This is a genomic window from uncultured Ilumatobacter sp. (assembly GCF_963980585.1).
In the GTDB taxonomy this organism is placed as follows: domain Bacteria; phylum Actinomycetota; class Acidimicrobiia; order Acidimicrobiales; family Ilumatobacteraceae; genus Ilumatobacter_A.
Map to the genome: position 1 here is coordinate 1 of NZ_CAXCAM010000032.1, position 23,903 is coordinate 23,903.

The 23,903-nt window shown below is 63.2% G+C and carries 23 protein-coding genes; 9 read left to right on the top strand and 14 right to left on the bottom strand.

What is annotated here, in order from left to right; translation table 11 throughout:
- Positions 1-100: 100 nt before the first annotated feature.
- From ACH2DW_RS10875 to ACH2DW_RS10885, 3 genes are all read right to left on the bottom strand, one after another.
- Positions 101-1,273 carry a hypothetical protein gene (locus tag ACH2DW_RS10875; protein ID WP_394929771.1) on the bottom strand — a complete coding sequence of 391 codons (1,173 nt, stop codon included), beginning with the start codon at positions 1,271-1,273 and terminating at the stop codon, positions 101-103.
- 99 nt (positions 1,274-1,372) lie between these two features.
- On the bottom strand, positions 1,373-1,747 hold the full coding sequence (gene mscL / locus ACH2DW_RS10880; RefSeq protein ID WP_394929772.1) for a large conductance mechanosensitive channel protein MscL: 375 nt from the start codon (positions 1,745-1,747) through the stop codon (positions 1,373-1,375).
- Between the two features lie 122 nt (positions 1,748-1,869).
- A complete protein-coding gene (locus ACH2DW_RS10885) occupies positions 1,870-2,658 on the bottom strand; it encodes an SDR family NAD(P)-dependent oxidoreductase (protein ID WP_394929773.1) in 789 nt (262 codons plus the stop codon).
- A gap of 197 nt (positions 2,659-2,855) precedes the next feature.
- Between ACH2DW_RS10885 and ACH2DW_RS10890 the strand changes: the two genes are divergently transcribed.
- Genes ACH2DW_RS10890 through ACH2DW_RS10900 form a run of 3 tightly spaced genes read left to right on the top strand, consistent with a single transcriptional unit; the run spans position 2,856 to position 4,757 of the window.
- Positions 2,856-3,095 (top strand): hypothetical protein, encoded by a 240-nt coding sequence (locus ACH2DW_RS10890; RefSeq protein ID WP_394929774.1) that lies wholly within the window; start codon positions 2,856-2,858, stop codon positions 3,093-3,095.
- Positions 3,096-3,132: 37 nt separating this feature from the next.
- Entirely contained in the window at positions 3,133-3,849 is a 717-nt protein-coding gene (locus ACH2DW_RS10895; protein ID WP_394929775.1) for an alpha/beta fold hydrolase, read from the top strand.
- Positions 3,846-4,757 carry an LLM class flavin-dependent oxidoreductase gene (locus ACH2DW_RS10900; protein WP_394929776.1) on the top strand — a complete coding sequence of 304 codons (912 nt, stop codon included), beginning with the start codon at positions 3,846-3,848 and terminating at the stop codon, positions 4,755-4,757. The genes ACH2DW_RS10895 and ACH2DW_RS10900 overlap by 4 nt, the downstream gene beginning before the upstream one ends.
- Position 4,758: 1 nt before the next feature.
- Here ACH2DW_RS10900 and ACH2DW_RS10905 read toward each other — a convergent pair whose 3' ends face one another.
- From ACH2DW_RS10905 to boxC, 8 genes are all read right to left on the bottom strand, one after another.
- Positions 4,759-6,465 (bottom strand): glutamine--tRNA ligase/YqeY domain fusion protein, encoded by a 1,707-nt coding sequence (locus ACH2DW_RS10905; RefSeq protein WP_394929777.1) that lies wholly within the window; start codon positions 6,463-6,465, stop codon positions 4,759-4,761.
- An 83-nt stretch (positions 6,466-6,548) separates the two neighbouring features.
- Complete coding sequence (locus ACH2DW_RS10910) at positions 6,549-8,135, bottom strand: Ppx/GppA phosphatase family protein (RefSeq protein WP_394929778.1); 1,587 nt, start codon at positions 8,133-8,135, stop codon at positions 6,549-6,551.
- Between the two features lie 9 nt (positions 8,136-8,144).
- Entirely contained in the window at positions 8,145-9,188 is a 1,044-nt protein-coding gene (locus ACH2DW_RS10915; protein ID WP_394929779.1) for a phosphotransferase family protein, read from the bottom strand.
- Between the two features lie 63 nt (positions 9,189-9,251).
- A complete protein-coding gene (locus tag ACH2DW_RS10920; RefSeq protein ID WP_394929780.1) occupies positions 9,252-10,103 on the bottom strand; it encodes an SDR family oxidoreductase in 852 nt (283 codons plus the stop codon).
- A 44-nt stretch (positions 10,104-10,147) separates the two neighbouring features.
- Positions 10,148-11,668, bottom strand: a complete 1,521-nt coding sequence (locus tag ACH2DW_RS10925; protein WP_394929781.1) for a benzoate-CoA ligase family protein — start codon at positions 11,666-11,668, stop codon at positions 10,148-10,150.
- A 1-nt stretch (position 11,669) separates the two neighbouring features.
- Positions 11,670-12,476, bottom strand: a complete 807-nt coding sequence (locus tag ACH2DW_RS10930; RefSeq protein WP_394929782.1) for an alpha/beta fold hydrolase — start codon at positions 12,474-12,476, stop codon at positions 11,670-11,672.
- A gap of 7 nt (positions 12,477-12,483) precedes the next feature.
- Positions 12,484-13,899, bottom strand: a complete 1,416-nt coding sequence (boxB, locus tag ACH2DW_RS10935) for a benzoyl-CoA 2,3-epoxidase subunit BoxB (protein WP_394929783.1) — start codon at positions 13,897-13,899, stop codon at positions 12,484-12,486.
- Positions 13,900-13,949: 50 nt separating this feature from the next.
- On the bottom strand, positions 13,950-15,587 hold the full coding sequence (gene boxC, locus ACH2DW_RS10940; RefSeq protein WP_394929784.1) for a 2,3-epoxybenzoyl-CoA dihydrolase: 1,638 nt from the start codon (positions 15,585-15,587) through the stop codon (positions 13,950-13,952).
- 71 nt (positions 15,588-15,658) lie between these two features.
- Here boxC and ACH2DW_RS10945 point away from each other — a divergent pair, with 71 nt between their 5' ends.
- A complete protein-coding gene (locus ACH2DW_RS10945; RefSeq protein ID WP_394929785.1) occupies positions 15,659-16,528 on the top strand; it encodes a PaaX family transcriptional regulator C-terminal domain-containing protein in 870 nt (289 codons plus the stop codon).
- 88 nt (positions 16,529-16,616) lie between these two features.
- Here ACH2DW_RS10945 and ACH2DW_RS10950 read toward each other — a convergent pair whose 3' ends face one another.
- The gene (locus tag ACH2DW_RS10950) at positions 16,617-17,789 is read right to left on the bottom strand and encodes an acetyl-CoA C-acyltransferase (RefSeq protein ID WP_394929786.1); all 1,173 of its coding nucleotides are present in this window, start codon (positions 17,787-17,789) and stop codon (positions 16,617-16,619) included.
- 140 nt (positions 17,790-17,929) lie between these two features.
- Between ACH2DW_RS10950 and ACH2DW_RS10955 the strand changes: the two genes are divergently transcribed.
- The gene (locus ACH2DW_RS10955; protein ID WP_394929787.1) at positions 17,930-18,304 is read left to right on the top strand and encodes a hypothetical protein; all 375 of its coding nucleotides are present in this window, start codon (positions 17,930-17,932) and stop codon (positions 18,302-18,304) included.
- A gap of 77 nt (positions 18,305-18,381) precedes the next feature.
- Here the strand turns inward: ACH2DW_RS10955 and ACH2DW_RS10960 are convergent, their stop codons facing one another.
- Complete coding sequence (locus tag ACH2DW_RS10960) at positions 18,382-19,290, bottom strand: oxidoreductase (RefSeq protein ID WP_394929788.1); 909 nt, start codon at positions 19,288-19,290, stop codon at positions 18,382-18,384.
- Between the two features lie 58 nt (positions 19,291-19,348).
- Here ACH2DW_RS10960 and ACH2DW_RS10965 point away from each other — a divergent pair, with 58 nt between their 5' ends.
- The 3 genes from ACH2DW_RS10965 to ACH2DW_RS10975 all read left to right on the top strand — a co-directional run bounded on the left by ACH2DW_RS10965 (position 19,349) and on the right by ACH2DW_RS10975 (position 22,582).
- On the top strand, positions 19,349-19,834 hold the full coding sequence (locus ACH2DW_RS10965) for a PPOX class F420-dependent oxidoreductase (protein ID WP_394929789.1): 486 nt from the start codon (positions 19,349-19,351) through the stop codon (positions 19,832-19,834).
- Between the two features lie 79 nt (positions 19,835-19,913).
- A complete protein-coding gene (locus tag ACH2DW_RS10970) occupies positions 19,914-21,563 on the top strand; it encodes a methylmalonyl-CoA mutase (protein ID WP_394929790.1) in 1,650 nt (549 codons plus the stop codon).
- Entirely contained in the window at positions 21,563-22,582 is a 1,020-nt protein-coding gene (locus ACH2DW_RS10975) for a histone deacetylase family protein (protein WP_394929791.1), read from the top strand. The genes ACH2DW_RS10970 and ACH2DW_RS10975 overlap by 1 nt, the downstream gene beginning before the upstream one ends.
- A gap of 35 nt (positions 22,583-22,617) precedes the next feature.
- Here ACH2DW_RS10975 and ACH2DW_RS10980 read toward each other — a convergent pair whose 3' ends face one another.
- Positions 22,618-23,301 (bottom strand): hypothetical protein, encoded by a 684-nt coding sequence (locus ACH2DW_RS10980; protein ID WP_394929792.1) that lies wholly within the window; start codon positions 23,299-23,301, stop codon positions 22,618-22,620.
- A gap of 71 nt (positions 23,302-23,372) precedes the next feature.
- Between ACH2DW_RS10980 and ppa the strand changes: the two genes are divergently transcribed.
- Positions 23,373-23,903 carry an inorganic diphosphatase gene (ppa, locus tag ACH2DW_RS10985; RefSeq protein WP_394929793.1) on the top strand — a complete coding sequence of 177 codons (531 nt, stop codon included), beginning with the start codon at positions 23,373-23,375 and terminating at the stop codon, positions 23,901-23,903.

Here is a 23,903-nt window from a genome sequence, read left to right on the forward strand (position 1 = left end):
AACTTCGAGAGCGCCGGAGCACTACGCGGGGGGTAGCAGCAATCGGCAGCAGACCACCGATTGATCATGGCGTCGTCGGAGCACTGCGGGCCGTCGCGGATCAGTCGCCCGACGAGTCAGGAGGATCAGTCACCGGAGGATCAGTCACCGGAGGAGGATCAGTCACCGGAGGATCAGTCGACGTCGGAGGATCAGTCGACGTCGGAGGATCAGTCACCGGAGGAGGATCAGTCACCGGAGGAGGATCAGTCACCGGAGGATCAGTCGACGTCGGAACAGTCGTCGTTCCACCCGAGCCACCACTCGGCGACGTGGCAACAGTCGTCGTTGCTCCCGAGCCGGCGCTGGGCGTTGTGGAGACGGTCCTCGGGGTGTCGCTACTCGAGTCGTCGATATTCGGCGAACCATTGCCCTCGTTGATCGCAGAATCGTCGCGGAACTGCGACCGTATGCAATCGGCCTCGCCGGTCGGCGCTTCACCCAACGCTGCTGCGATGAGGTTGACCAGCACGAATTCACCCGCATCGTTGGGATGGAGTCCATCGGGACGGAGCACACCCGGCGTCCGAGCCGCTGTCGCCCAATCGATCAGCGTGACATTCGGGTAGTCGGCGACGAGGCCGTTGATCACCGCGGTGACGTCGGAGTAGTTGGTTCGATACTCCGTCACGGTGAACAGCAACGTTGGACGTGGCGCAAGGCGATCCAGAATCACTCGCATCTTCGTGTCGTAGTTCTCTTGGTCGCCGTCGTAGTTGCTCCCGAGGAACAGCGCGGCAGCGTCCCAGTCATTCGCATCTGCTGGCTGGAGTACCGTCGAAGGCGAGGAGCCTGCGCCAGCCGCGGCGGACTGATCCGCTGAAGGCCGGGGGACACGCTGGTTGGCAACGCTGACACCGAACTCGACGAACCTGCCAGCCTCTGCCGCCACTTCAACGGCCCAGCCGAGTGGCTCGAGCGCAGCGCACAGCTCGCCGCCGTAGCGGGTCTCGGTGCCAGCCAAGATCGAGTCACCGATCATCAACAGCCGATTTCCCGCGACTTGATCGCCGATCAGTTCGGCAATCTCACCGTCGGCCGTCAGCGGACGAGCACCAAGCGACTCAAACGCCGCCGACGGCACCGCCGGAATTGTCGCCGGGAGGACGCCGACACCGGAAACCGTAGGAGGAGGCAGAGCGCCGGAGCCGGTTGCCGAATCCGCGCTGCCGCTCACTGAGCCGCCGCACGCAGCGAGCACAGTGGCCAGAGCAATCCACGGGAGGCGCATCATCGTCATTAAAGCGCAGATCCAGCCCGACCTGGCGTCGCCAGGGGAAGAATCAACGGTGACGCCATTCAGACGCCACTCAGTGGACGAACAATTTCCTGCTCAGTTGTTGGCGCGGAGCTGGTCGCGGATCTCGGTCAGCAAATCGACCTCGCTCGGCCCGCTCACTTCCTCTTCCTCCGGGCCCTTGGACTTGTTGTAGGCCTTGACCAGCAGGAACAGGATGAACGCCACCGCCAGGAAGCTCACCAGTGCGTTGATGACGAGTCCGATACTGATGAATGCGTCGCCCACGTCGAAGCCGATGGCGGCAAAATTCGGCTCACCGAAGATCGCAGAAATGATCGGCAAGATGACGCCTTCAAGTATCGCGTCCACGATCGTCTTGAAATACAGCGCGAGGATCAAACCGACGGCGATGGTGACGACGTCACCTTTGTCGATGAACGCCTTGAACTCTGCAATCATGTTCTTCATCTTCTTCTCCTGAGTTTGGTGTGTGCGGGTGTTCCCTTGCCTCAAGTAGAGCACATCGCCACCGGCTCGATGGTTGCCCAGCACCGGCCCCGTCGCACCCAGCGTCCCGGTGCGAACCAGAATCAGCGGGCTGTCCAGCCGCCGTCGACGATGACGCTCTGACCGGTGATGAACGTGCCGGCTGAGCTGGCGAGCAGGAGGAGGGCTCCGTCGAGTTCGTGCGTCTCGCCCATGCGAGGGATGGGTGTGTTGGCCTTGACGAACCGCTGGCTGCTCTCGTCTGTATCCATCCCATCGGTCATCTCGGATGGGAACCACCCGGGACACAGCGCGTTGACCGTGATGCCCTTGCGCGCCCACTGCACTGCAAGTTCACGAGTCAAGTTGACAACGGCCCCCTTGCTTGCGCTGTAGTGCGCCTGCTTCACTGGCGACGACGCCACATGACCAAGCATCGAGGCAATGTTGATGATCGACCCCCCGCCCGACTCGATCATCGACGGAGCACAGAGCTTCGACAGATGCCACAGTGCGGTCACATTGATTTCCATCGAGCGCCGAAAGACGTCGAGGCCCTCGTTTTCGATCGCCACCTGGCCCCCCACGCCAGCATTGTTCACGACGACGTCGACACTGCCGTATGCCGCGAGCGTGTCGTTCACGATGCGCTCGCGATCAGCCTCGAGAGAGATGTCAGCGGTGACCACGACTGCGGAGTCAGAGCGCAACGAGTTCAGTTCAGCGGCGAGGGCCTCGAGGCGGTCCGCACGTCGCGCGGTCACGACGACGTTCGCTCCGACCGCGTGCAGCACCCGGGCAAAGCGGTCGCCGAGACCCGACGATGCACCGGTCACGATCGCCACGCGATTGTCGAGTCGGAACAGGTCAAGCGGCTGGAGTGAGTCAGACATGAGGCGAACGTAGCCCTCGTCCTGGAACAGAATCGAACCACACCGGTGTGATTGGGTCACGAAACGGCGACATGGTCGTCATCGCTTCGTCATATGTTCTCGCGCGATCGCGTGACGTTCCCAACGGTCGGGTGACGAATGTGCAAAAAAGTGCGATCCACTGCCGGCCAACGCCTCAGGACAACTATGAAAGAGACATGGACATCAGCCGCCGCACGTGGATCGCCGCCATCAGATTGGCCGTCGTGATCTCGGCCGTCGCTGCACTTGCAGCCGTTGCGATATCCACGATCGGACACGTTTCTGACAGCGTCATCGTGGCAGCGGTGGTCGTGGTCGCATTCGCCGCCAGTTGGGTACAGACCGGCAGAGTCCGCAGTGGCGCCGCCCCAGCTCGCGTCGCCGTTCCGCTCCATCTGAACGTTCCCGCTCGCTGAGTCGATCGACGGACGCTCGCTGTGCGAGCATCCACACATGCCAGACGCTCGTCACGTTGTCCTTGTTCACGGCGCTTGGCACGGTGCCTGGTGTTGGGCACCCCTGCAGGCTGAACTTGACCGCCGCGGGATCCCCTCGCATGCCATCGACCTCCCTGGGCACGGAGCATCGGTCCGTCCGCTCGGCGGGCTGCACCACGATGCGGGCCACGTCACTGACACGCTCGATCATCTCGGCCTCGACGACGTCGTGCTGGTCGGGCACAGCTATGGCGGCGCCGTCATCACGGAAGCTGGCGTTGGCAGACCTGATCTCGCTCACCTGGTCTACATCGCAGCGTTCGCACTCGACGCTGGCGAAAGTGTGAACGGCGCTCTCCGTTCGTTCGAACGCCAATCCGTTGCTCTTGCCGCAGCCGTCCAGATGCAAGACGACGGCACGACCACGCTCGACCTCGACCTCGCCGCGAGCGCTCTCTACGGCGCGTGTTCCCCTCAAGCGATCAAGGCCGCACTTCGGCGTCTGTCGCCGCAGCCCATCGCCACCATGACCGAGTCGGTCGAAGGCTCTGCTCGTGACCACATCTCGTCGAGCTATCTCCGCTGCCTCCGCGACGAGGCAGTGCACCCGGACCACCAGGCCGTGATGGCCGCACGCTGCGACGAGCAGATCGACATCGACACCGACCATTCACCCTTCCTCAGCGCCACAGATCTTGTCGCTGACCACCTCGAACGGATCGCTTGCTCATGACCGACATGAAAGTTCGGATCGGTTTCGGACTCGGCACCCGAACCAACCTCAATGACGAGACCTACGGCACCGTCGTCGATGCACTTGAGTCGCACCAGTTTGATTCGCTGTGGCTGTCAGAAAAGATCAGCGGCGAAGCACCCGACCCTTTGGTGGCGATGGCTTTTGGAGCAGGCCGAACCACCAATCTCAAGTTCGGCATGTCGGTGATGGTGCTCCCGGGACGCAACCCGGTCGTGCTGGCCAAGCAACTCGCCACACTTGGGCGGATGTCGGGCGGGCGGCTCCTCCCTGCGTTCGGCCTCGGTGCGGTCGACCCGATCGAGCAGCAAGCGTTCGGTGTCGAGCGATCGGAGCGGGCAAAGATCTTCAACGAGTCACTCGACGTGATGAAGAAGTGCTGGACGGGCGAGCCGTTCGATCATCACGGCGACTACTTCAACTATGAGGGCGTCCGTGTCCTTCCGGCCCCGAAACGCATGGACGTATGGCTCGGTGGGATCGCTCCATCTGAACTGAAGCGGGTGGGCCGGGTGGCCGACGGATGGTTGCCATCGTTCGTCACCCCCGCCGATGCCGCAGCCGGACGCGCTGTCATCGAAGAGGTTGCTGCCCAGCACGAACGATCGATCGACGACGATCACTACGGCGTCCTCATCCCCTACTCATTCGGAGTCGTCCCTGACGTCATCCTCCGCTTGCTTGCGAAACGCCGACCGGACCTCGACGATGTCACTCAACTCGTTCCGTCATCGTGGGACGGCGTTGCGCAACTGATCCAGCAGTTCGTCGACGTCGGCACCACCAAATTCGTGGTGTTGCCCGTCGATGAGCCGCGCAACGCTGAGCAATGGAGCGCCCATATTGCCGAGGCGGCCGGCACCCTCCTGCCCCTCGAGGTGGGTTGAACTATTTTCGTTTCTGAATGTTCGCCCATTCGTCGCGCAAGCCGACGGTCCGGTGGAACAGCAATGGCGTTCGCTGGTCTGCCGCAAAGTAACCCAACCGTTCGAACTGCACGACCTCTCCGGCAGCGGTGTCGGCCAGGGCTGGTTCGAGCTTGCACCCGTGCAGCAGCGTCTTTGACTCGCCATTGAGGTCGTCAAACGGATCGCCCGTTTCGCTGCCCGGCACCTCGGCGGCGAAGAGACGGTCGTACAACGCGACCTCGGCCTCGACGGCGTGGGCAGCGCTCACCCAGTGCATGGTCGACTTGACCTTGCGGCCGTCGGGTGCATTGCCGCCCTTGGTGTCAGGGTCATACGTGACGTGGACCTCGACGACGTTGCCATCGTCGTCGCTCACAAAGTCGGTCGCGGTGACGAAGTACGCGCCACGGAGTCGGACCTCGCGACCTGGCGTGAGGCGGTAGTACTTCGGTGGCGGCTCGGCCTTGAAGTCGTCGTGCTCGATGTACAGCACCCCGGAGAATGGGGCGGTGCGCGTGCCATCCTCGGCGTTCTCCGGGTTGTTGTTGAGCTCGACGTACTCGACCACCGGATTGCCGTCTGCGTCAGTCGGCCAATTCGTGATGACGACCTTGAGCGGTTCCAGCACGGCCATTCGCCGTTGAGCGACCTTGTTCAGCCGCGTGCGAATAAAAGATTCGAGCAGCTCGATCTCGTGGCGGCTGTTGGTCTTTGACACGCCGATGAAGTCACAGAACTCGCGGATCGCCGCGGCCGGGTACCCGCGACGGCGAAGGCCGCGCAGCGTCGGCAGGCGGGGGTCGTCCCAACCGTCGACAACACCGTTGGCAACCAGCGTCGCAAGCTTGCGCTTCGACGTGATCGTGTGCGTGAGTTCTAGTCGCGCAAACTCGTACTGCCGAGGCTGTTCGAAACGCAGCGCCCCCAGCTCGCGCAGCTGATCGAGATACCAGTCGTAGAGCGCCCGATGGGAGTCGAACTCGAGTGAGCACAGCGAGTGCGTGACACCTTCGATCGCATCGCTTTGACCATGCGCCCAGTCATACGTCGGGTACACACTCCAAGCGTCGCCGGTGCGGTGGTGCGACTCCTTGCGAATCCGATACATGACGGGATCACGCAGCTGCATGTTCTCGTGCTGCATGTCGATCTTGGCACGCAGCACGTGAGCACCCTCGTCAAAGCCACCCGCTCGCATCGCCGAAAACAGCGCAAGGTTCTCTTCGACCGTTCGATTCCGGAACGGGCTGTCGACTCCTGGTTTGCCGTACCCGCCACGCTGTTCGGAGATCGTGTCGCCGTCTTGGTCGTCGACGTATGCCAGGCCATTCGAGATGAGGAGCTCGGCCCACTCTGCGAGCTGGGCGAAGTAGTCGCTGGTGAACAATGGGTCGCGATCAAGCGGGTACCCGAGCCACGCGAGGTCCTCGATGATGCCATCGACGAAGCTGGAGTCTTCGGTGTCAGGGTTCGTATCGTCGAACCGCAACCTGCACACCCCATCGAACTCTCGTGCAAGCTCGAAGTCAGCGGTAATCGCTTTCGCGTGGCCAATGTGCAGATAGCCGTTCGGCTCAGGCGGGAACCGAGTCTGGACGCGACCACCGAAGGCCCCCGTTGCGTTGTGCTCGACAACCACGTCATGGACGAAGTTTGCAGCAGTCGGCGGGTTTGACGTTTCGGCCATGTCGCCCAGTATGCCCAGCTCCGGTGCAACGAACGGCAATGCGCCAAGCACCTCGCAATCATCACCCAGCGCGGGCGAGGAGGTCACTCTGGGTGCTGGCTCGGAGCTGGGGCAACGATCTCGACGTCGACGCCGAGCGCAGCTGCCAGCAGGTGAGCCCGTTCACGAGCGGCATACACCTCAAGGTCAAGGTCGTCGGCGCCATCGGCAACCGGTTCGATCCGCATCCAGCCGTCATCGATGTGAACGCGCATCGTCTGTACAACGCGAGCGTGGCGACGGTCGAGACCAATTGCCACACGCAACATCCCGGCGAGCTGTCGAACGAGCCGTTGATCATCCACGCTCAAGGCGGCGAACTCCGGATGCTTCTCGCTCGGTCGCGACTTGCGGTGGTAACGCGCCACGACAGCGATCAGCTCGATCTCATGCTCAGTAAAGCCAGTCAGCTGCTCGCTGTTCCTGATCACGTAGTACGAGTGCTTGTGATGACTTGAGTGACTGATGAAGAGTCCTACGTTGTGAACGATCGCCGCCGCCTCGAGCAGCTCACGGGCGCCATCATCGAGTCCATGGAGCGCACGGGAACGATCGAACAGCTGGCCGGAGAGCAGCGCCGTGTGTTCGGCGTGTTCCGGGTCAGGGTCGAGTTGCCGAGCGAGCCGCAGCAAGTTTGCTCGCCGCAAGTCGCGTAAGTCGCGTTCTGACTGATCAGCGAAACGATCGAACAGAACGCCTTCGCGCAGCGCGTAGTCCGAGATGGTCATCTCCTCGAGTTCGAAAACGGCAAACACCTCATCGAGCAGGAGGGCCCCGCCGAGGATGATGTCAGCGCGCTTGTCGTCGAGGCCGGCAACGCGGCTCCGGTCCTTGGCCGAGATCACTCGCTCGACCACCGCAGCAAGCTCGGCAGCGGTGAACGTGACACCGTTCATCTGTCGCACGTCGTCACCACGTTCTGCTGCCGCCATCGCAGCAATGGTCGTGGCCGTCCCTGAACTGCCGATGGCGATCTCGGGCTGATGGCCGCCGAGCTCACTACCGACCAAGGCCAGTGCCGCTCGAACGTAGTGCCGGCAGTCATCGACTTCCTGCGCCGTGGGCCGCCTGCCGTCAGCGATGGCCTCGCTGAAGAACCGCTCGGTCAGGCGAATCGCACCGAGTTTCATGCTGCGCGCCTCGATCGGATCGGCGCCTTGCCCGACGAGGAACTCCGTGCTCCCTCCGCCAATGTCGACAAGCAGCAGCCGCTGGTCGAAAACGGGAAGCGCCTGCAGCACACCGAGGTGGATGAGTCGGGCTTCTTCGAACCCGCTGATGACCTCAATCTCGATGCCGGTCAGTTGACGAGCCCGATCGAGAAAATCGTCGCGGTTCGCGGCCTCACGCACCGCGCTCGTCGCAACGGCAACCAGATCGACATCACCGAAGCTCGTGGCGACCTGCGCCATGCGCTCGAGTGCAGCGAGGCCACGTTCGATGGCGTCGGGGGCGAGGAGCTTCATCTCGCCGCCGCCTTGGCCGAGGCGCACCGTTTCCTTCTCACTTGTCAGGATCTCGAAGCCACCATGCTCAGCCAGCCGAGCGACGACGAGGTGCATTGAGTTTGTGCCGATATCGATCGCTGCCTTGATCAGGGTCGGCCCCGCACTCGGCGGTTCAGAACTCATCGAGGCAGTTCAGGTGTCGGCGGCATGTGCTGCGGACAGCTCGATCGAGGCACCGATCCGGTCGTACAGACCTTGCAGATCGACGCCCTCGGTGCTCTTCTGACCGCGGACGTAACGGGCGTAGACGCCGTGGATGATGCAGGCGGTCTTGAACGAGTTGAACGAGCGGTAGTACGGCAGGTTCGACAAGTCTGCGCCGGTCTTGTCAGCATAAAACGAGGTGAGTTCGTCGCGGGAAGAAAAGCCCTCGATCGCCGTCGCCGCATCGCCAAGCGCCGCATGCGGATCGGTCGGCTCCGCCCATGCGTTGAGCGCGTACGCGAAGTCGGCGAGTGGGTCCCCCAGGGTTGCGATCTCCCAGTCGAGTATCGCCACGATTTTGCCGTCGGAACTCACCATCGAGTTGTGTACGCCATAGTCGCCGTGCACGACGCGGCCCGGGCCTTGTTCAGGCATCTTGTCGAGCAACCACTCGTGCAACTCGTGCACGCGAGGGTCGTCATAATCAGCGGCTTCAGCCGATGCCGTCCACGATCCATACCAGGTGCGGAGTTGGCGACCGACGTATCCGTCCGGTCGACCAAGTTCGCCGAGCCCAACGTCGGCGGGATCGACGGAGTGGATGCTCGCGAGCACGGACATGAACGACTCGCCCACGCGACCGCGTGCAGCAAGGTCAAGATGCTGCGCGGTATCGGTTCCGTTGTACAAAGCGCTGCCGCCCACCTTGGCCATGACGTAGAAATGACGGTCGCACACCGCACGGTCGTCGCAGTAGCCGACCGGCTCAGCGACAGGAATGCCGACCGGGTGAAGCGCCTCGATGATCCGGTACTCGCGGAACATGTCGTGTGCCTTCGGCAGGAGGTCGCCCTGCGGGGGCCTGCGAATGACGAACTCAGCGCCGTTGCTGTCGGCCAGCAGGTACGTCAGATTGGAGTGACCGCCCGTGAGGCGAGTCCACCGACAAGGCGGCACGACTCGAGTGTGAGCGGCCAACCACGGCTCAACCAGCGACACATCGAATCCAACGGGCGTCTCACTGTTGTCCACGTGTGCAGTGTTGCCGATCACGCCCGCGATCGAACAACTCGCCGGTAGCAGATTCCCAGATCCTCAGAGCTTGGGTGCGATGGCGTCGCCCGGCAACGGACCGTCGCCGGACAGGGCCCTCTGGAAGCGACGCATCCCAGTGAGCCAACGATCCACGTCCGTTGCCTTGCGCTCGACGTAGGTCTGCACTTCGGGGTGCGGCAACACGTGGAAGCGTTCTTCGCGCATCGCGTCGAGGCAGACCTGCGCAACGTCGTCGCTGCTCAACACACCGTCACCGGATGCCACCCCGCCCTCAAAATCGTCGGGGTCATCACCGATGTCGGCTGCTCCGCCAAGGTCTGGGCTATTTGCCACGATGTTGGTGGCGACCGCCTGCGGGCACAGCACCGACACGCGGATTCCCTGGTGATGGTGGCTGACGCTCAGCCACTCGGCGAGCGACACCGCGGCACCTTTGGTCACCGAATACGCAAGTGACCCAATCTGTGTCAGGAGTCCGGCCGCTGACGCCGTGTTGAGCAGGTACCCCTCACCGCGAGCGATCATGGACGGGAGCACGGCACGCGCGGCATAGATGTGGCTCATCACATGCACGTCCCACATGTGATCGATGCGCTCGTTGGAATCTTCGAGACCGCCAACGGTCACGTAGCCCGCGTTGGAGACGAAGACGTCGATGGGGCCATGCGCCGCTTCGGTGGCCTCGACCATTGCGACAATCGCCGCTTCGTCACGCACGTCGATCTCGAACCCGGTACCCCCGACGTCGGTCGCAACACGGTCGGCAGCAGCACCGTCGAGGTCGGCAACCACAACGTGACGAGCCCCCTCGCGGTGGGCGGCTCGAGCAAGTGCCTCTCCGATACCCGACCCGCCGCCGGTGATGATGATGACTCGATCCTTGAGTTCCATAGGACGACATCGTGCCAGGCACGACGTCGTCGCCCGGCACCGAACTATCGGAGCTTGAATCGTTGGATCTTGCCAGTCGCCGTCTTGGGCAGCGCGTCGACGAACTCGTAGCGCTTCGGGCGCTTGTATCCAGCCAGACGTTCACGACAATGTTCGATCAGATCCTCAGCCGATGCCGAGCTGCTCGCGGCAGCCACCACAAAGGCGACGGGACGCATGACCCCCTGGTCGTCCGCCTGTCCGACAATGGCTGCTTCCAGCACTGAGGCGTGCTCGATCAATGTTGCCTCGACCTCGGCCGGCGACACCCATTCGCCCCCGACACGCAACATGTCATCGACGCGACCCAAGTACGTGTGGAATCCGTCGGCATCGCGGGCGTACAGGTCGCCGGTCCGCATCCACTCCCCTTCGAACGTCGCCCGGGACATCTCGGAGCGACACCAGTAGCCCGACGCCACCGAGGGACCACGTACCAGCAGTTGGCCGGGCACATCAATCGGCTGGTCGTTGCCCGCGTCGTCGACGACTCGCACCTTGTAGCCCGGGACGGCTTTGCCGCTCGTGCCGGGTTTCGTCGAAGCCGGCGTGTTCGACAGGTAGATGTGCAGCTGTTCGGTCGAACCAATGCCGTCAAGGATCGTGACGCCGAACCGGTCCCGAAAGCGCTCGAACGTCTCAGCGGGCAGCGCTTCGGCTGCGGAGACGCCGAAGCGCACCGAGGCAAACGTGTTGTCGGCGATGTCAGAGGCGAGCAACGCTGCATAGAACGTCGGGATGCAGAAAAAGAGCGTGACACCGTGGTCAGCAACTCGCGTCGCAACACCTTGTGGTGTTGGCGGGCGCGACGGTTCGAGCACGACGGTGGCGCCGACCGAAAACGGAAAGGTGAGCGAGTTGCCGAGGCCATAGGCATGGAACATCGGACCAACGGAGTAGCAGACGTCGTCGGCTGTGATTCCCAGCACCTGGTCTGCGTATGTCTCACAAGTCGCAGGGATATCGGCGTGACGGTGCATCGCCAGCTTGGGCGCGCCCGTGGACCCGGATGTGCACAACCAGAAGCCGGGCGACTCAGCCCACGTGCCATGAGGAGCTCCGTCGCTGCCGTCACCGGCTCGAAGGAAGTCAGCCCAGCCGATCACGTCGGACTCAGACGCTCCCGTCGTCACCACGCGGCCCAACTCAGGCGCAACAGCACGCAGATCACCAAGTGCGTCCTCGCGCTCGGTCGAGATGAGCAGAACCCGCGCGCGGGCGTCGGCCACGATCACGCCGAGGTCACGGCCAGGCAGCAGCGGGTTCATCGCCACAGGCACGGCGCCAATTCGCATCGCGCCCAAGAATGCAGCGACGAACTCGATCGAGTCCAGCATCGCCAGCGCAACACGTTCCTCGGGGCGAACACCGTGGGATCGCAGCGCCGCAGCCATTCGCTCGATCAAGCCGAGTACCTCGACGTAGGTGTACTCGGCATCGCCCTGCCGGATCGCGACGCGACCACCGTCGCCGTTGTCGATGTGTCGGTCAACGAGCCATTCGCTCACATTGAAGTGGTCGTGCATGTCATTCCTCCTGCTCGGCTGGCACTGCCGAGCCATGTTGATCGTAGAACGATGCGATGAGCGCAACGACTTGATCTGGTTCGTCGTGGTGCAACACGTGTCCGCCGCGCTCGACGCGATGCAGCCCAGCGTTTGCACCGATTGCATCGACGGTCTCGGTGAGTTGGGCATCGGTGGCGTACTCATCTCGCGTGCCCTGCACGACCAATACCGGACACTCGATGTCGCGGATCAGCGGACGAATGTCCCAACTGGCGAACTCGTCGCTGACCCATCCTCCGCTCCACGCCTCGAACACTGCGCCGGGCGCGTCGTGGTGGCGGCTGAGCGCCGTCACGAAGTGCGCACGCCCTGCCCGCATCGTGCGAATCGATTCGACGCACAAGTCCTCGACCCAGGTATGCGCTGCCAGCACCACCACACTTTGACATGGGCCGCTTGTCGCTGCCTGGATCAGAGCGATCGAGCCCCCATCTGAATGACCGACGAGGGTTGGCGACTCGATGCCGACTCGGCCGATCAATCCGTCGAGCACTGCGGCTTCCTGGTGGAGCCAATCCGCCGGCCACGGGCCGCTCGGGGCGGGAGTCGAGGCTCCGTGGCCAGCGCGCTCGTAGGCCATGACCGTCGCCCCCGTGGATCGGTGGACTGCAAACGGAACATCGCGCCACTGTCCGATCGAACCGAGACCATCGTGCAGGAGCACGATCGAAGCTGCTCCGTCGCCCCACGTTGCTGTGCGTAACCGCGCGCCGTCGACATCGACGAAGGCGATCGAGGCAGCTGGATCGAGGTCCGGAGCCGGCACGCGCGGATCAGATCCGGACGTACTCGAAGTCGACGGCTTGAGTGTTGATCCCCGTGGAAGGCGGAGCGATCCATCCAGCCATCTCACCAACACCCATCGCGGGCTTCATCAACGATCCGACGTGGCGTCGCTCGTCGTCGCTTGGCAGCCATTCGTCACGTCGCTCGGTCCACTCGTCTGCACTGATCAAGTCCCCTGCGGGTGTCACCGCGGCGTCACGGAACGCCCCGACCTCGCGGTTGAATCCGACATGGGGCAGCGACAACTCAACATCAATGCCCTGTTCGGCCAGCGTGCGGTTCCAGCGACGGACGCCCTTCTCGCAGTCGATCGTGTACTCGTTGCGAAGCTCGTGATTGACGAGCGCACGAGCCGACAACGTTTCGGCGGTGATTGCTCCGTCGACGACGGTCAGGAATTGTTCCTCGCCGGACAGCAGCACGTGGTCATCGTCGTATTTGTCCTCGCCGAATCGGCCCTTCAACCCGGCGGCGTAGTAGTTGGCCGCGTTGGTCGATCGTTCAGAACCAAAAAGGTCGAGCGAGACCGAGTAGTGGAAGTTGATGTAGCGCTGCAGCGTGTTGAGGTTGATCCCCCCAAGGGCGGTGACGTCGTCGGTGTCATGCTCGTTCATCAGTTGCGCCGTGCGTTGCACCACACGACCGACGCCCGTGGCGCCCACAAACATGTGGTGCGCCTCTTCTTTCAACATAAAGTCGCAAGTCCGGCTCAGCGGGTCAAACGCCGACTCGCGCAACGCTCCAAGTTGATACTTGCCGTCGCGATCGGTGAAGTAGGTGAACATGAAGAATGACAGCCAGTCAGGCGTCTCTTCGTTGAACGCCCCGAGGATGCGTGGGTGGTCTTCGTCGCCCGAGTTCCGTTCGAGCATTGCATCGGCCTCGTCACGTCCGTCCTTGCCGAAATAGCGGTGCAGGAGGTACACCATCGCCCACAGGTGGCGGCCTTCTTCGACGTTGACTTGGAAGAGATTACGAAGGTCATAGAGAGACGGCGCTGTGGCGCCGAGGTGCCGTTGCTGTTCGACTGATGCGGGCTCGGTATCACCCTGCACCACGATGAGACGGCGGAGATCGGTGCGGAATTCGCCGGGCACCTCCTGCCAGACGGGTTCACCCTTGTTGTCGCCGAAGCCGATGGTGCGGTCGGGTTGAGCTTCGCTGAGGAAGATGCCCCACCGATACTCGGGCATCTTCACGTGGCCGAAGTGCGCCCACCCTTCCTTTCCAACGTCGACAGCCGTCCGCAGATACACGTCTTTTTCTTGGAAGCCGGACGGCCCCATGTCAGACCACCACTCTTGGAAGCGAGGCTGCCAGTTCTCGAGCGCCCGTTTCAGCCGGCGATCGTCAGCCAGGTCGACGTTGTTCGGGATCCGCTCGTTGTAGTCGATGTTGGTCATGAGCTGGCTCGTTTCTCGAAGGACGACTTGGTGCCTGGCACCAAGTCGTCTCAGGTGCGGGTGTGGTCGAAGGTGGGACGGGTGCCGGTGCCGTACTTGCGCAGCGCACCATCGGGGCCGCTGGCGTTGGGACGAATAAAGACCCAGTTCTGCCAGGCGGACAATCGGGCGAAGATCTTGGTTGCCATCGTCTCGGGCCCGGCGAAACGATGATTGGCTTCCATTGCTGTGAGCGCATCGGGAGAGAAGCTCGCCCGCTCCTCGACAGCAAGGCGGACTTCGTCGTCCCAGTCGAGATCGTCGGGCGCCGATGTGACGAGGCCGAGCTGCCGAGCGCGAGCTGCATCGATCGACTCGCCGACCGCTGCCTGCGCTGCGGCGAGGTCATCGGGCGATCCCCAGAATCGCGATGTCAGCCGCGTGATGCCGTTGGCCATCGGCAGCGACCCGAGGCTCGCCGCGGTGAGTTGCATCGTCGCGGCCGGGAGTGGGTCGTCGTCATCTTCGAAGATGCCCTCGAGCATGTAGCTGCGATCAGCGGCCAGCAGTACCTCGGCAAGCACGCCGACGAAACACGAACCCGGCTCGACAAGGGCGATCAGGCTGCGTGCCGTGAGGTCGAGACGTGAGAGCACTCGTTTCCACAGCAGCGCCGTTTCACGCGTGAGGTGATCGTCGCCCGTGAGAAGACGATCGGAGTGGGCAATTGCGTCAGCGGCATCACCGCTGGTGCGCAGTGTGATCGTGCCGAGTTGGGGCTCGTTGAACCGCAAGTGGCAGAGCAGATCGTCAAGCTCACGGGCAGCGATCAGCGGCCACTCGACGGCGCCGGTCACGCTCACCGTGAGGTCGACCACACGTCGAGTGCGATCGAGCGTGGCCTTGACGAACTGATACGAGACCGTGTTGTCACCGACAACCCGGCTCAGCGATTCGAGCACGACAGCAGATCCGTCATCGACACGATCAGAGGTTGCCGCGAGCGCCTCCACTCGGACTGCGACTGCGTCGTCGAACATCGTTGGGGGTGCCACTTCGTCGACCAGTTTCCACTCGACCGCCTCGGCGCCTTGGATGCCTTCGGACTTGGTGGCGAAGACGTCAGCATGATCGCGACGAACGTGCCGCTTGTCGGTCAGGCGCGTGAGCCCGCCCGTACCCGGTAACACGCCCAGGAGCGGGACCTCCGGGAGCGACACCGAACTCGATCGGTCGTCGACCAGGAGCAAATGGTCACATGCCATCGCCAGCTCGTAGCCGCCGCCTGAGCAGGCGCCGTTGATTGCAGCGAGAAAGCGCAATCCGGACGATGCCGATGCTTCCTCGATCTCAAGTCGGGTCTCGTTGGTGAACTTGCAGAAGTTGACCTTGTGCGAATGCGAGGCGTCGGCGAGCATTCGAATGTTGGCGCCGGCGCAGAACACGCCTTCGAGTGCGCTGTCGATGACAACGACCTTCACCTCCGGATGCTCGAAGCGGATGCGGCGCACAGCGTCGGCGAGTTCGATGTCGACTCCGATGTCGTAACTGTTCAGCTTGAGTTCGTAGTCGCCGAGCAAACCCCCGCTCGGCGAGACGTTCATCGACAGCGAAGCTGCGTGACCGTCGATCTTCAGGTTCCAGTGGGCGTACGCGTCGGGCTGACGCTCGAACGTGATCGGTGCCGTCGGGACGGCTGCATCGGACATCTCAGAACCCCTACCTTGTGAATCACCAACATACCTTGCTTTCATCTCGCATCGCAAGCAGAATGTAGAACGTGCTCCTCCCCTCAATCGATGTCGCTCCTTTGGCACCGGTTCTCGGTCTGCGTCAGGACGGTGACGTCGGCATCTCCAGTGCCTCTGATCTGTTGATCACTGTGTTCGGCGAACTGATGCGACCTGCGGGCGGAAGCGCCTGGACACAAACGCTCGTCGCCGCGCTCGGGCTCCTCGACGTCGAGGACAAGGCAGCACGTCAGGCGATCAGTCGGCTGGGAGCGAAAGGTTGGATGACCTCCGAACGAGTCGGCCGTAAGAGCCGTTGGCAGCTCACCGAATGGGCCACTGATCTGCTCGTTCGCGGCGCCGACCGCATCTACGGTCTCGGCGCCGACGACCATCCGTGGAACGGCGAATGGCTCGTGTTGTTGGCCAGCGTTCCCGAGACTCATCGACCCCTGCGCTCACGTCTCGCCGTCCAGCTCGGCTGGGCCGGGTTCGGCACGTTGGGGCAGGGCGTCTGGGTCTCACCACGCGTCGAGCGCGAGCGCGAAGCCGCCGCCATCGTGCGCGATCTCGACGTTGAAGGGGCAGTGCTTTTTCGGTCGGCCATGACCGACATCGGCTCGCCGCTCGACGTTGCCGAGCGCGCCTGGCCACCCGGTCCGCTTGCCTGCCAGTACGAGGCCTTTCTGTCCCAACTCGACAACCCAGCCATTCTCAACGATGCGGCAACAACCCGTCGCCTGCTTGAACTCGTCGATAGATGGCGCCGATTTCCGCTCATCGACCCAGACCTGCCGCGCGAACTCAGACCGGCAGACTGGCCCGGAGATCGCGCCGCCCGGGAGTTCGCCATGCGACGTTCCGCATGGGCCAGCAGCGGTGCCGACTGGTGGGCAGCCATCGAACGCAGCTTCGAGTAACGCCAAACGCGACGAACTCCGCCCGTCGCACCCAGCAGCACTGGGCGGAGCGGACGGAGTTCGTCAGCGTGTGAGTCTCAGGAGATGATCAGTAGATCTCGATGAGGCCGGCAGCGCCTTGGCCGCCACCGATGCACATTGTGACCACGCCGAGCTTGGCGCCGCGACGCTTGCCCTCTTGCAGGATGTGGCCGGCGCAGCGGGTACCAGTCATGCCGAACGGGTGGCCAATGGCGATCGAGCCGCCGTTGACGTTGTACTTCTCCGGGTCGATGCCGAGCTTGTCGCGGCTGTAGAGACACTGCGAAGCAAACGCCTCGTTGAGCTCCCAGATATCGATGTCGTCGACGGTCAGGCCATGTCGCTTGAGGAGCTTGGGCACGGCGTAGATCGGGCCGATGCCCATCTCGTCAGGCTCACAGCCAGCGACGGCCCAGCCCTTGAAGGCGCCGAGCGGCTCGATGTCGCGGCGGCTTGCTTCTTCGTCGCTCATCATCACCACAGCGGCAGCGCCATCGGACAGCTGGCTGGCGTTACCGGCGGTGACATAATTGCCTTCGCCGCGGACCGGGCCGAGCTTGGCGAGGCCTTCGAGGGTCGTGGTCGGACGGTTGCACTCGTCTTTGTCGACGACGTAGTCGACGATGGTCTCTTCCTTGGTCTCACGGTCGACCAGCTTCATCTTCGTGGCCATCGGGACGATCTCGTCCACGAAGAGCTCGTTCTCCTGCGCACGCGCCATCCGCATCTGCGATTCGAGGGAGTACTCGTCCTGGTACTCACGCGACAGGTTGTAACGCTCGGCCACGATGTCAGCGGTCTCGATCATCGCCATGAAGATCGCGGGGTACTGCTCGGTGAGGGCCGGGTCGACGCCGCCAAGGCTGTCGATGCCGCCACCGGGCATCGTGATCGACTCGACACCACCGGCAACGGCGATGTCGACGCCGTCCTGCTTGATGTGGTTGGCTGCGACAGCGATCGAGTTCAGACCCGATGAGCAGTGACGCTGGATGGTGTTGCCACCAACATTGACGGGGAGGCCAGCGAGCAGACCAGCGAGGCGACCGAGGTTGGCGGCGCCGTGCGCGCCGTTGCCGAGTGCGACGTCCTCGACAGCTTCAGGCTCGACGCCCGCCTTCTCGACGGCGTGCTTGATGGCGTGGGCCGCCATCGACATGGTCGGCGTCATGTTGAAGCCGCCACGGCCAGCTTTGGCCAGACCGGTACGGGCGTAGGAAACGAAGACTGCTTCGCGCATTGGGGAACTCCTGGATCGGTGACTGCGAGGTTGGTGTGCAACAGATGTGCGCATCAGAACCTAGTGATCGACTCACTCAAAAGTTGCACCCGACGCAGCCGCTGTGACGTCTGGCTGCTTGTCGCTGGCAGGCTGTGCGGATGAGTGAGTTCTTCCCGTATCAACTCGACCGCCGGTGGACACCGATGTTCGCCGCCATGCGGGTCAGCCATGATGACGGCGTGACCCTCACCGACGACGGGCAATTCCGCGCCACCTTCGGCTTCCTGCACCTCGAAACCCCCATCGACAACGTCGATCACACCGAGGTCACCGGGCCACATCGTTGGTACACGGCGGTCGGGGCTCGACTGAGTTTTGCTGACGACGGCCTGACGTTCGGGACGAACCATCACCTGGGCCTGTGCATCGAGTTCGTCGAGAAAATCCCGAAGGTGATTGGGCCGCGCTCCCACTCCGCCCTGTGGGTCAGCGTCGCTGATCCCGACGGCCTTGCCACCGCACTCGGGCGCTGACGACAGCATCTCGGGTCCAGCGTGACGTCGGGGTCGGGACCAGCCGTCACGCTGGACCGGCCGTCACTCCCCGGACATCAGAGTTCGGGGTCGATGCCGGTCATCTCGACAGACAGGTCCCACAGCCTCGCGGCGAGCGCTTCGTCACGTGCGACTGACGTTGCGCGGGCGGCACCGGCTGGCCCCGCTGTTTCGTTGCGCTTCGTCGGTCCGAGATAGTCACCGCCATCAACGTCTGGTCCGGCGGCTGCCATCAACGTCGGCCATGCTCCCGCTGCCGCGGTGTTGAAAAACGGACGGAACAAGGGGACGGCGAATCGCACGACACTTGGAAGATGACGAGCCAGTTCGGTGTCGGCAATACCTGGATGGCAGCCGACTGCGATCGTCGATGACTCGGTCCCTCGCAGCCGACGATCGAGTTCGTACATGAACAGCAGGTTCGCGAGCTTGCTCTGTCCATACCGATCCTGCGCCCGGTATGACCGCTCTGCGCTGATGTCATCGAAGAAGATCTTCGCTCCACGGTGCGCAATGCTGCTCGTCACCACGACGCGAGCGCCATCTTGGCGGGCCAACTTCGGCAGCAACAGCGCCGTGAGGGCAAAGGTGCCCAAGTGGTTCACCCCAAACTGCGACTCGAAGCCGTCAGCGGTCATCTCCCTTGGCGGCATCATGACGCCGGCATTGTTGACCAGCACGTCGAGACGACTCTCGCCCTGGACCTGGTCCACCGCACGTCGAACACTGGCAAGGTCCGCTTGATCGAGCGCGACGAACTCGAGATCGGCATCAGGCACCTCGGTCTTGATCGAAGCGATGGCGAGCTGCGCCTTCTCCTCCGACCGGCAGCCCAACAACACTCGGGCACCCCGTTCGGCCAGCACCTTGGAGGCCTCGAACCCGAGTCCGGTGTTGGCACCGGTGACGAGGATTGTCCGCCCGGACTGGTCGGGGACATCTGCAGCAGTGAAACCGTTGGTCATGCGCGATGTGTATCAGCGCAAGCGTTCGAGTGCGCTTCCAACCTGCCAGGATCGGCACATGGTCAACAAGAAGTACGTCGCCACCAATCGGATTGTCGAGCGTGAAGAACTCAACGACTTCATCCGGCCGCGCCACCACGGCGTGTTGCTCACGAGCCGACGGGACGGATGGCCGCAATCGTCGCTGGTGTCGATGGGACTGGATGACCCCGGTGATGTTCCGGCCCGCATTGTCGTGTCGAGCTACCCGGAGCGGGCCAAGGTGCATAATCTGCGCAGGAATCCACAGGCATCGATGGTTGTGCAGAGCGACGAGTGGAACGGTGAATTTGTTCAGGTTGACGGCACTGCTGAAGTTCTCGACCTCCCCGACGCACTCGACGGGTTGTGCGACTACTTCCGAGTGATCTCTGGGGAACACCCCGACTGGGACGAGTACCGCGACGCGATGACTCAGCAAGGCAAGTGCTTGATCCGGCTGACCATCGAGCGATGGGGCCCGATCGCCAAGGGCGGATTCCCCGCCCGCCTCGTCACCGATTGACGGCTTCGCCACCGGGCGAACAGACATGGGGGCGGGTTCGACCGGGGGATGCGGTACCCCGGGATCTAGCCTGACGCGCATGAGTGATGCTGCGAGTCGTACGAATCGTGACGTGTGGGAAGAAGCGTTTGGCGCGTCGAGGATTCGCGACGACGACTACGCCACGATGTCGGGCATTCCGCTCGACCCGGTCTACGGACCCGACGACGGCGAGTTCCCTGGGCAATACCCGTACACCCGTGGCCCGCATGCATCGATGTACCGATCGAAGTTGTGGACGATGCGAATGTTCGCCGGGTTTGGCACCGCCGAGGACACCAATGGCCGGTTCAAGGAGATCCTTCAGGCCGGAGGAACCGGACTGTCGACCGCATTCGACATGCCCACGTTGCTCGGCCTCGACTCCGACGACGAGATGTCGCTCGGCGAGGTTGGCCGCTGCGGTGTTGCCGTCGACTCCCTTGCCGACATGGAAGATCTCTACGCCGACATCGACCTTGGTGAAATCACCACGTCGATGACGATCAACAGCCCTGCCGCACCGATCTTTGCGATGTATGTCGCTCAGGCAGAGAAGTCGGGTGTCAACCGCGCTCGTCTCGGCGGCACGCTGCAGAACGACATCTTGAAGGAGTACCAAGCGCAGAAAGAGTTCGTCTTCCCGCCGCGTCAGTCGATGCGCCTCGTTCGCGACACCATCCAGTTCACCGCTGCTGAGATGCCGCGCTGGAACTCGATTTCGATTTCCGGCTACCACATCCGTGAAGCCGGCTCGACTGCTGCCGAAGAACTTGCGTTCACGCTCGCGAACGGGTTCGCCTACGTCGAACTCGCGCTCCAGGCCGGTCTCCCCATCGACTCCTTCGCCCCGCGGCTCAGCTTCTTCTTCAACGCCCATATCGACTTCTTCGAAGAGATCGCCAAGCTCCGTGCTGCGCGGCGCATCTGGGCGCGTTGGATGAAGGATCGTTACGGCGCACAGCTCGAGAAGTCCATGCAGCTCCGCTTCCACACGCAGACGGCCGGCGTGTCGCTGACGGCGCAGCAACCCGAGGTCAACATCGTGCGCACGGCAATCGAGGCACTCGCCGGAGTGCTCGGCGGCACACAGAGCCTGCACACCAATTCAATGGACGAAGCTCTGGCACTGCCCACTGAGAAGTCGGCCCGCATTGCGTTGCGCACGCAGCAGGTGATCGCGCACGAGACCAACGTGGCCCACGTGGCCGACCCCCTCGGTGGCTCGTACTTCGTCGAGGAACTCACCGACGAGATGGAGCGCCAGGCCGAAGAGATCTTCGCCAAGCTTGACGACTTCGGTCAAGGCTCAATGCTCGAAGGCTGCATCACCGGCATCGACGAGAACTGGTTCCAGAGCCGCATCGGCGACTCGGCGTACGAACTCGAGCGCAAGTTCAATGCAGGCGAGCGAATCATCGTTGGTGTCAGCGACTTCCGCGAAGGCAACGACGACGACGAGATGGACACCCTGCAAATCAGCAACAAGGACGAAGCACGTCAGCGCACTCGCCTCGACACGGTCAAGAATGATCGCAGCCAGGAGGCCGTCGACAAGATCCTCGCCCAGCTGGCTGCGGAGGCGGCCGACCCAGAGGTCAATCTGATGCCGACCCTGATCGAGGCATCCCACACCTATGCCACGCTTGGCGAGGTCATGGGCACCATGGCCAACGTGTTTGGCCGACACACGGAAGTCCCCACCATCTAGTGCGGGTCGTCGCCTCGGAGGTACACCGGGCGCATCACGGGCTGGAGCTCAACGACGGTCAGCTCGCACTTTCGCACGAAGGGCCCAAGCGCGCCGATCTGATTGCCACTGCGCTCCGAGCGACTGGCCACGAGTTCAGTGAGCCGAACGAAGTCGAGGAAGAACTGCTCGGCCGGGTCCACACACCGGAGTACGTCAATTTCCTCGCGACCGCCTGGGAGCGATGGGTCGAGCGTGGCGAGTCAGGCGCGGCCGCGATGGGGTTCACGTGGCCGGCTCGAGGGATGCGCCCCACACGCCCCCACGACCTCATCGGTCAGCTCGGATATCACAGCTTCGCCGCGGACTGCTCGATCACAGCCGGCACTTGGCCGGCTGTTCGAGAGGCCGCGGCAATCGCCGTGACCAGCGCCGACCTGATGCTGCAGCACGGCCACACGACGTACGGGTTGTGCCGACCGCCGGGCCACCATGCGACCACCGACCAGTTTGGTGGCTACTGCTATCTCAACAACGCCGCCATCGCGGCGCAACGACTCCTCGACGGTGGCGCGTCATGTGTCGCGATCCTCGACGTCGACTATCACCATGGCAACGGCACGCAGGCCATTTTCGCCGAACGCAGCGATGTGCTTTTCATCTCAATCCATGCGGACCCCGTCTTCGAGTTTCCCTGGTTCACGGGCCACGCGAGCGAGATCGGTCAGGGCGACGGCGAGTACTGGAACCTGAACCTGCCACTTCCCGCCGGAACGACCATGCAGGGTTGGATGGCGGCACTCGACACTGCACTCACTCGCATCGCCGACGCTGACGTGGATGCCCTGGTCGTGTCGCTGGGCGTCGACACCTACGAACATGACCCACTCGGCACATTCATCATTGGCACCACCGACTTCGTGGAGATCGGAGCGGCCATCAACGCAACGGGCTTGCCCACCGTCGTGCTGCAAGAGGGCGGTTACGCCGTCGGCGATATCGGTGCCAACGTCGCAGCGTTCCTTCAACCATTCAGCTGACGAGCCTCTTTTTTCGTACGCCAAGAGCTCCGTGTTCAGTGACCGAATGGCTCAGCCCACCAGGCGAGGGCGGTCTTGGTCCCGGCCGGAACCTCCGTGAAGCCACCGTCGTGGATCTGCACTGGTGCGTCTTCGACGAGCTTCGCCCACAGCGCCCGTGTCGGATGGACGACGGTGATCGGCCGTCCCGCCGTGTCCCATGCCCGCACAGTCTCCGGATCTGACCGCATCCACGCCCATTGCCCGGCGTGCGCGCACTGCGCTGCCTGCTTGCCCCACGACATCTCGACGCACGGAGTGACCGCGATGAAGAGCCCTCGCCCGTTGGGCACGGCTGCGACGCGCTCGATCTCGTCGAGTGACGACGATTGAATCTGCAGCTTGGCCAGCGCTTCCGGGGCTTGATTCATGCGAGACGGCACGAAGGCACGAACCTCAGCGCCGTCTCGTTCGACGGTCACGCCGTCAGGCACCTGGGCACGCTGCCACGCCGACGCCCGACCCCGACGAACGATCTTGCGGATGCGTGCACCGTTCCAGCTCGCGACGGCGTCATGCCACTCGCCTTCAGGCTGACTGCGGGGGTCGTCCAGGAGCTCGATCGTTGCCAGCGCTGCCGCCGCACCGATTGCCGCAGCCGTTGGTGGGTCAAGTTTTTCCACTCTGGCGGCGAGTTGCAGCGCCCACGGCGAGTCATCGGTGCTCTGGTCAGCTTCCACTGCGACAGTCTCCCGCGACGCCACGCCAATCCGAAACCGTGTGCCCGACGCCGGTGTCCTACGGTGTGCCGATGAGGATCGAACAGATACCGATCGGCAACACGCCACCCAACGATGTCAACGTCATCATCGAAGTTCCTGTCGGCGGTGAGCCGATCAAGTACGAGCTTGACAAGGACTCGGGCACGCTGTTCGTCGACCGGTTTCTGTATACCCCGATGCGTTATCCGGGAAACTACGGTTTCATCCCGCACACGCTCTCCGAGGACGGCGACCCGATCGACGTGCTCGTGTGCAACACGCGAGTCATCGTTCCAGCCGCAGTCATCAATTGTCGGCCGGTCGGCGTCCTCGTGATGGAGGACGACGCCGGGCTCGACGAAAAGATCCTCGCAGTGCCGAGTCCTCAGGTCAGCCGCCGCTACGCCCACATTGAGGACTACACCCAGCTCCCCGAGATCACTCTGCAGCAAATCCATCACTTCTTCGATCACTACAAGGATCTCGAACCCGACAAGTGGGTCAAGATCGATCACTGGGGAGATGCCGCCGAAGCGAAGCAAATGATCTCCGATGCCATCAAGCGCGACACCAGCACCTGA

Bases quoted from the DNA above. Each gene is read 5' to 3' on its own strand.
- ACH2DW_RS10895 (WP_394929775.1), top strand. From the start codon at position 3,133: ATGCCAGACGCTCGTCACGTTGTCCTTGTTCACGGCGCTTGGCACGGT.
- ppa (WP_394929793.1), top strand. From the start codon at position 23,373: ATGAGGATCGAACAGATACCGATCGGCAACACGCCACCCAACGATGTC.
- ACH2DW_RS10925 (WP_394929781.1), bottom strand. From the start codon at position 11,668: ATGCACGACCACTTCAATGTGAGCGAATGGCTCGTTGACCGACACATC.
- ACH2DW_RS10905 (WP_394929777.1), bottom strand. From the start codon at position 6,465: ATGGCCGAAACGTCAAACCCGCCGACTGCTGCAAACTTCGTCCATGAC.
- ACH2DW_RS10900 (WP_394929776.1), top strand. From the start codon at position 3,846: ATGACCGACATGAAAGTTCGGATCGGTTTCGGACTCGGCACCCGAACC.
- ACH2DW_RS10970 (WP_394929790.1), top strand. From the start codon at position 19,914: ATGAGTGATGCTGCGAGTCGTACGAATCGTGACGTGTGGGAAGAAGCG.
- mscL (WP_394929772.1), bottom strand. From the start codon at position 1,747: ATGAAGAACATGATTGCAGAGTTCAAGGCGTTCATCGACAAAGGTGAC.
- ACH2DW_RS10875 (WP_394929771.1), bottom strand. From the start codon at position 1,273: ATGATGCGCCTCCCGTGGATTGCTCTGGCCACTGTGCTCGCTGCGTGC.
- ACH2DW_RS10920 (WP_394929780.1), bottom strand. From the start codon at position 10,103: ATGGAACTCAAGGATCGAGTCATCATCATCACCGGCGGCGGGTCGGGT.
- boxC (WP_394929784.1), bottom strand. From the start codon at position 15,587: ATGTCCGATGCAGCCGTCCCGACGGCACCGATCACGTTCGAGCGTCAG.
- ACH2DW_RS10965 (WP_394929789.1), top strand. From the start codon at position 19,349: ATGGTCAACAAGAAGTACGTCGCCACCAATCGGATTGTCGAGCGTGAA.
- ACH2DW_RS10955 (WP_394929787.1), top strand. From the start codon at position 17,930: ATGAGTGAGTTCTTCCCGTATCAACTCGACCGCCGGTGGACACCGATG.
- ACH2DW_RS10910 (WP_394929778.1), bottom strand. From the start codon at position 8,135: ATGAGTTCTGAACCGCCGAGTGCGGGGCCGACCCTGATCAAGGCAGCG.
- ACH2DW_RS10950 (WP_394929786.1), bottom strand. From the start codon at position 17,789: ATGCGCGAAGCAGTCTTCGTTTCCTACGCCCGTACCGGTCTGGCCAAA.
- boxB (WP_394929783.1), bottom strand. From the start codon at position 13,899: ATGACCAACATCGACTACAACGAGCGGATCCCGAACAACGTCGACCTG.
- ACH2DW_RS10885 (WP_394929773.1), bottom strand. From the start codon at position 2,658: ATGTCTGACTCACTCCAGCCGCTTGACCTGTTCCGACTCGACAATCGC.
- ACH2DW_RS10890 (WP_394929774.1), top strand. From the start codon at position 2,856: ATGGACATCAGCCGCCGCACGTGGATCGCCGCCATCAGATTGGCCGTC.
- ACH2DW_RS10960 (WP_394929788.1), bottom strand. From the start codon at position 19,290: ATGACCAACGGTTTCACTGCTGCAGATGTCCCCGACCAGTCCGGGCGG.